6 protein-coding genes are annotated in these 5,024 nt (G+C 66.3%); 1 reads left to right on the top strand and 5 read right to left on the bottom strand.

The window, feature by feature from the left end:
* The 5 genes from B2X67_RS13860 to B2X67_RS13840 all read right to left on the bottom strand — a co-directional run.
* A partial coding sequence (locus B2X67_RS13860; RefSeq protein ID WP_286785852.1) for an amino acid ABC transporter ATP-binding protein occupies nucleotides 1-594 on the bottom strand: 594 nt, incomplete at its 3' end.
* The gene (locus B2X67_RS13855) at nucleotides 591-1,253 is read right to left on the bottom strand and encodes an amino acid ABC transporter permease (RefSeq protein WP_090228213.1); all 663 of its coding nucleotides are present in this window, start codon (nucleotides 1,251-1,253) and stop codon (nucleotides 591-593) included. The genes B2X67_RS13860 and B2X67_RS13855, both read right to left, overlap by 4 nt.
* A gap of 49 nt (nucleotides 1,254-1,302) precedes the next feature.
* The gene (locus B2X67_RS13850; protein ID WP_175534348.1) at nucleotides 1,303-2,052 is read right to left on the bottom strand and encodes a substrate-binding periplasmic protein; all 750 of its coding nucleotides are present in this window, start codon (nucleotides 2,050-2,052) and stop codon (nucleotides 1,303-1,305) included.
* A gap of 74 nt (nucleotides 2,053-2,126) precedes the next feature.
* Nucleotides 2,127-2,477 (bottom strand): RidA family protein, encoded by a 351-nt coding sequence (locus B2X67_RS13845; protein WP_273229380.1) that lies wholly within the window; start codon nucleotides 2,475-2,477, stop codon nucleotides 2,127-2,129.
* A 9-nt stretch (nucleotides 2,478-2,486) separates the two neighbouring features.
* Complete coding sequence (locus tag B2X67_RS13840; RefSeq protein ID WP_273229381.1) at nucleotides 2,487-3,755, bottom strand: NAD(P)/FAD-dependent oxidoreductase; 1,269 nt, start codon at nucleotides 3,753-3,755, stop codon at nucleotides 2,487-2,489.
* A 190-nt stretch (nucleotides 3,756-3,945) separates the two neighbouring features.
* Between B2X67_RS13840 and B2X67_RS13835 the strand changes: the two genes are divergently transcribed.
* Entirely contained in the window at nucleotides 3,946-4,764 is an 819-nt protein-coding gene (locus B2X67_RS13835) for an IclR family transcriptional regulator (protein WP_273229382.1), read from the top strand.
* The last annotated feature ends 260 nt before the right edge of the window (nucleotides 4,765-5,024 follow it).

Here is a 5,024-nt window from a genome sequence, read left to right as displayed (position 1 = left end):
GAAGCCCATCTCGTGGGTCACCACGATCATCGTCAGGCCTTCCTGCGCCAGCGACTTCATCACCCCGAGCACTTCGCCGACCAGCTCCGGATCGAGCGCCGAGGTCGGTTCGTCGAAGAGGATCGCCTTGGGCTCCATCGCCAGTGCGCGGGCGATGGCCACGCGCTGCTGCTGGCCGCCGGACAGCTCCGTGGGATACGCATCGTGCTTGGCCGCCAGGCCGACCCGGTCGAGCAGCTCGCGGCCGCGTCCGAGCGCGACGTCGCGCTTGACGTGGTTGACGTAGATCGGCCCTTCGATGACGTTCTCCAGCACCGTGCGGTGGGGGAACAGGTTGAAGCGCTGGAACACCATGCTGACGCTGCGGCGGATCTCGCGAATGCTCCTGGCGCTGCTGTCGACCTTCACGCCGTCGATGCTGATGGTGCCGCCGTCGTAGCTTTCCAGGCCGTTGATGCAGCGCAGCACGGTGGATTTGCCCGAGCCGGAGGGGCCGATCAGGCAGACCACTTCGCCACGCTCGATGGTGGCGCTGACGCCATGCAGCACCTTCTGGCTGCCGAAGGATTTGGTGATGCTGTCGATGACGATCATCGCGTACCCCGCTTGTACTTGCGTTCGAGCAGACTGGCCAGGCCCATCAACGGCAGGCTCAGGCAGAGATACATGAGGGCCACCAGGGTGAACACTGTGGCGCTCTGGAAGGAAGAAGCGGCGATCAGCTTGCCCTGCATGGACAGCTCCACCACGGTGATGATCGAGGTCTGCGAGGAATCCTTGAGCAGCAGGATCATGTTGTTGCTGTAGGGCGGCAGGGCAATCTTGAACGCCTGCGGCAGCACCACCCGGCGCATCATCAGCGTGCGCGACATGCCCAGCGAATTGGCCGCCTCGAGTTGCCCGGCGTCCACCGCCTCGATACCCGAGCGGAAGACTTCCGCCATGTAGGCCGAATAGGCCAGGCCGAGGCCGATGAAACCGGCCTGGAAGGCGCTCAATTGCACGCCCATTTCCGGCATCACGAAGTACAGGTAGAAAAGGATGACGATGATCGGGACGCCGCGGATCAGGTTGGTGATGGTCTTCGAGCCGCCCGCCAGGATCGGCACGCCGGAAACCCGCAGGAACGCCCAGACCAGCCCCAGCAGCGAGGCGAACGCCAGCGCGCACAGGGTAATGGCGATGGTCATCCACACGCCTTGCAGCAGAATCGGCAGGAAGCGCAGGGCATCGCTAAAAAAGCCATCGAACATGGCGTAACTCCTTTGCTGCGGCGCCCGTTGCGGGCGCCGGACTAGCGGATCACGGGGTGATTTCCCACTTCTTCAGGATGCCGTCGAGGGTGCCGTCGGCCTTGAGCTCGGCGATGCCCTTGTTCACCCGGGCGAGGAGGTCGGCGTTGCCCTTGCGCACGGCGATGCCGATGGCGATGCGGATCTGCTTCTGATAATCCTCGGCGACGTGCAGGTCCTTCGCGCCGGACTGCTTGACCGTGTAGCGCATGACCGGTCCGTCGCCGATGGCCGCGTCGAGGCGGCCGAGGGCCACTTCGCGGATCATGTCGGACATGCTTTCGTACATGCGCAGTTCCTTGAGGCCCTTGGCGGCCTGCATCGGCTCCACCATCACCGTGCCGGTCTGCACGCCGACCACTTTGCCCGCGAAGTCCGCCGCGCTCTTGTAGGTGCCGTCGCCGCGGTACACCACTTCCTCGCTGTAGGCGAAGAGTTCGTCGGAGAAGTCGACGACCTTGGCGCGCGCCGGGTTGATCGCGAAGGCGGAGCTGATCAGGTCGATCTTCTGCGTCTGCAGCGACGGCACCAGGCCAGCGAAGGGGATCGCCTGCAGCTCGGGAGTGAAACCGAGTTTCTGGCCAAGCGCCTGGGCGATGTCGATCATCACGCCCTGCAGGCTGTTGCTCTGCGTGTCGAGGTAGTTGAAGGGCACCGCGGTGGGTGTTGCGCCCACTTTGAGCGTGTCCGCCTGGACGGTACCGATCAGCGCGGGAACGGCGAGGGCGGCGCAGGCCGCATATTTCAGCAAGGCATTCATTCGGGCGTAGCTCCTGATTGAGAACGGCAGGATCGATAGGGTGGTCGTCCGCCTTGTGACCGGCGGATCATGGGTCACAAGGCGGCGGTGACGATGATCTCCACCAGCAGGTCGGGGCTCGCCAGGCGCGCCTCGCAGGTGGCACGGGCAGGTGCGGCGTCAGCTGCGACCCAGGCATCCCAGACTTCGTTCATCCCGGCGAAGTCCCTGTCGATGTCCTTCAGCCAGATCTGTGCGCTGAGCAGGCGGCTCTTGTCGGTCCCGGCGTCGGTCAGGAAACCGTCCAGGCGCGCTAGCACGTCGGCGGTCTGCGCGCGGATGTCGCCGCTACGGTCGGTGGCGATCACCCCGGCCAGGTAGACGGTGCCGTTGTGGACGACCGCGCGGCTCATGCGCGCGCCGCTATCGTGACGGGTAATGCTCATGTGTGTTCCTCATCGTGCGTGAGTGGAGGGTCTGGATGCCGCGCCGTGGAAGCGCGACAGCGAAAACGGCACCAGGCGTCGGGCCTGGGCAGGGTCGCCGATCGCCGCGGCGATCAACCGGCCGGTGGGGGCGGACCCGGTCAGGCCGAGGTGCCCGTGACCGAAGGCGCACCACAGGCCGTCGTGGCCGGGCACCGGGCCGATCACCGGCAGCGAGTCGGGCAGGCAGGGCCTGTGGCCCATCCAGGATTCCCGCTCGCGGGTGTCCAGGCCAGGCAGACCGGCTTCGGCATGCTCGGCCAGCAGCGCGGCGCGGCGCTCGCTGGGCAGTCGTTGCAGGCCGCCGAATTCCACCGTGCCGGCGACCCGCAGGCCGTCCTCCATCGGCGTGATGAACACCTTGCGGTCGGCGAGCACGACGATCCGGGAGAGCGAAACCCCCGGCCGGAGGAGCTTCAGGTGATAGCCGCGCTGCGATTCCAGCGGCACCTTCAGGTTCAGCGTGGCGAGCAGTTCGGCGGACCAGGCACCGGCGGCGAGTACCACCTGGCGCGCCGCGTAGGAGGCTCCATCGCCGTGGAGCCGCCAGCCAGCCTCCTGCGCCTGCAGGCGCCTGATCGAGGTGCGGACGAACTCCACGCCCCAGGCTTTCAGGTGGTCGGCGAGGGCTATGGCGTAGCGCTGCGGATTGGCGACCCAGGGCTGCTCGGGCAGGTAGTAGCCGACGCGGTATTCCGGGCCTACGGCGGGCTCCATCGCGTGGATACGCTCCGCATCGATGCGTTCGAGCCGCAGGCCGTGCTCGCGTTTGAGTGCCCAGCCGGCGGCGTCCTTGCCCATCGCCTCGGCGTTTGGATAAAGGTGGATCTGCCCGCTGTCGACGATCAGCTCGGGGTGGCCGATTTCCGCCGCCAGCGCGCGGTGGCAGGCCACCGCATCGCCGATCAACTGGTGCAGCGCCTCGGCGATGCGTGCCACCCGATCGGGCCGCGCGGCGAGCACGAAGCGCGTCATCCAGGGCGCGACCCGAAGCAGGTAGTCTGCCGGCACGTACAGCGGACCGCGGCGATCCATCAGCATGCCCGGCGCGCTGCGCAGGATGCCGGGCATCGCCAGCGGAGCCACCGCGCCGGAAGCCAGCGAGCCGGCATTGCCCGACGAGCAGCCGGCGCCGGCGTCCTGCGGATCGATCACCACCACGGCGTGGCCGGCCTTGCGCAGGTAATGCGCGGTGCACAGACCCACGATCCCGGCGCCGATCACGGCGATCCTGTTCAACCCATCTGCGTGCATTCGATACGTCCATCCGGCACTAAACCCATGACCGGAGTATCGGTGTGCGCCAGACAGACATTCAATAGTTTGGGATCGTTTAACAATCGATGAATATCGCATAGCGATATTATTGAGTATGCTCGTCACACGCCTCGACGCAGGCGTCGCCCTTTTTCTCATTCGCGGGAACGACATGAGCCGAGAGGATTCGTCGCTATTCGTGCAGTCGCTGGCCACCGGGCTGGCGGTTCTGGACGCGTTCGATGCCGAACATGCTTCGATGAACCTGCCGGAGATCGCGCAGACGGTGGGCATCTCGCGCAGTGCCGCGCAACGCTTCGCCTACACCCTCGAAGCCCTTGGGCTGCTGAAGAAGGACGCCCAGAGCAAGCGCTTCTCGCTGTCGCCCAAGGCGCTCAACGTCGGCTACCGCTACCTGCAGTCCAACCTGCTGCTGGAACGCGCCAATCCCTACCTGCTGGACCTCAACCGGGTCACCGGCGAAACCGTCAACCTGGCCGAGCCTGACGGCCTAAACATGGTCTACATCGGCCGCTTTCCCAGTCCGCAGCGCAGCATCGTGCACATGCCGGTGGGGCGCCAGCTGCCGATCTACTGCACCTCTGCCGGCCGCGCCTACCTGTCCGGGCTGGAGGACGAACGGGTGCTGGAGATTCTCGAGGCTTCCGAGCGGCCGCGGCTGACGCCCAACACCGTGACCGACATCGAAGCGCTGCTGGCGATGATCGCCGCGGCGCGCGAGAGCGGGTTTGCCTACAGCATCGAGGAGTTCTACCTCGGCGATCTGGCCCTGGCGGTGCCGCTGTTCGATGTGCGCGGCCGGCCGGTGGCGGCGCTCAACATCTCGGTATCCACCGCGTTCTGGAGCATGGAAAAGGCCCTGGCCGAGCTGGTGCCGCAACTGCTGCACACGGCAAACCTGATCTCCACCAAGCGGCCCAACCAGAAGCTGATGGAGCCTTTCCACATCGGCTACGGCATGGCTCGCTGAACGGCGCGGAAAACCCGAGAGCTTCGCCGCGCCAACGGCCATGTGGTCGCCTCGTGTGAACAGCGGGAGCGATCGAGCGGTCAGCTGTAGCGACTCCCCATAAGCGAGAACCCCATGAACCGACTCTTCGACAAGACCGCTGAACAGAACGTCCACGGCTGGGAACGCGGCGCCTCGCTGGCGGCCGGGCTGGTGTTGCTCGGCAAGGGCGCGCGGCGCGGTGGGCTGGGCGGCTTGCTGGCGATGGCGCTGGGCGGTGC

The organism is Pseudomonas sp. UBA3153 (assembly GCF_002364635.1).
Taxonomy (GTDB): domain Bacteria; phylum Pseudomonadota; class Gammaproteobacteria; order Pseudomonadales; family Pseudomonadaceae; genus Pseudomonas_O; species Pseudomonas_O kuykendallii.
This window is presented reverse-complemented; position numbering and strand designations above follow the sequence as displayed.

Excerpts from the sequence above, each read along its gene's own strand:
- B2X67_RS13835 (WP_273229382.1), top strand. The coding sequence starts at position 3,946 with ATGAGCCGAGAGGATTCGTCGCTATTCGTGCAGTCGCTGGCCACCGGG.
- B2X67_RS13855 (WP_090228213.1), bottom strand. The coding sequence starts at position 1,253 with ATGTTCGATGGCTTTTTTAGCGATGCCCTGCGCTTCCTGCCGATTCTG.
- B2X67_RS13845 (WP_273229380.1), bottom strand. The coding sequence starts at position 2,477 with ATGAGCATTACCCGTCACGATAGCGGCGCGCGCATGAGCCGCGCGGTC.
- B2X67_RS13850 (WP_175534348.1), bottom strand. The coding sequence starts at position 2,052 with ATGAATGCCTTGCTGAAATATGCGGCCTGCGCCGCCCTCGCCGTTCCC.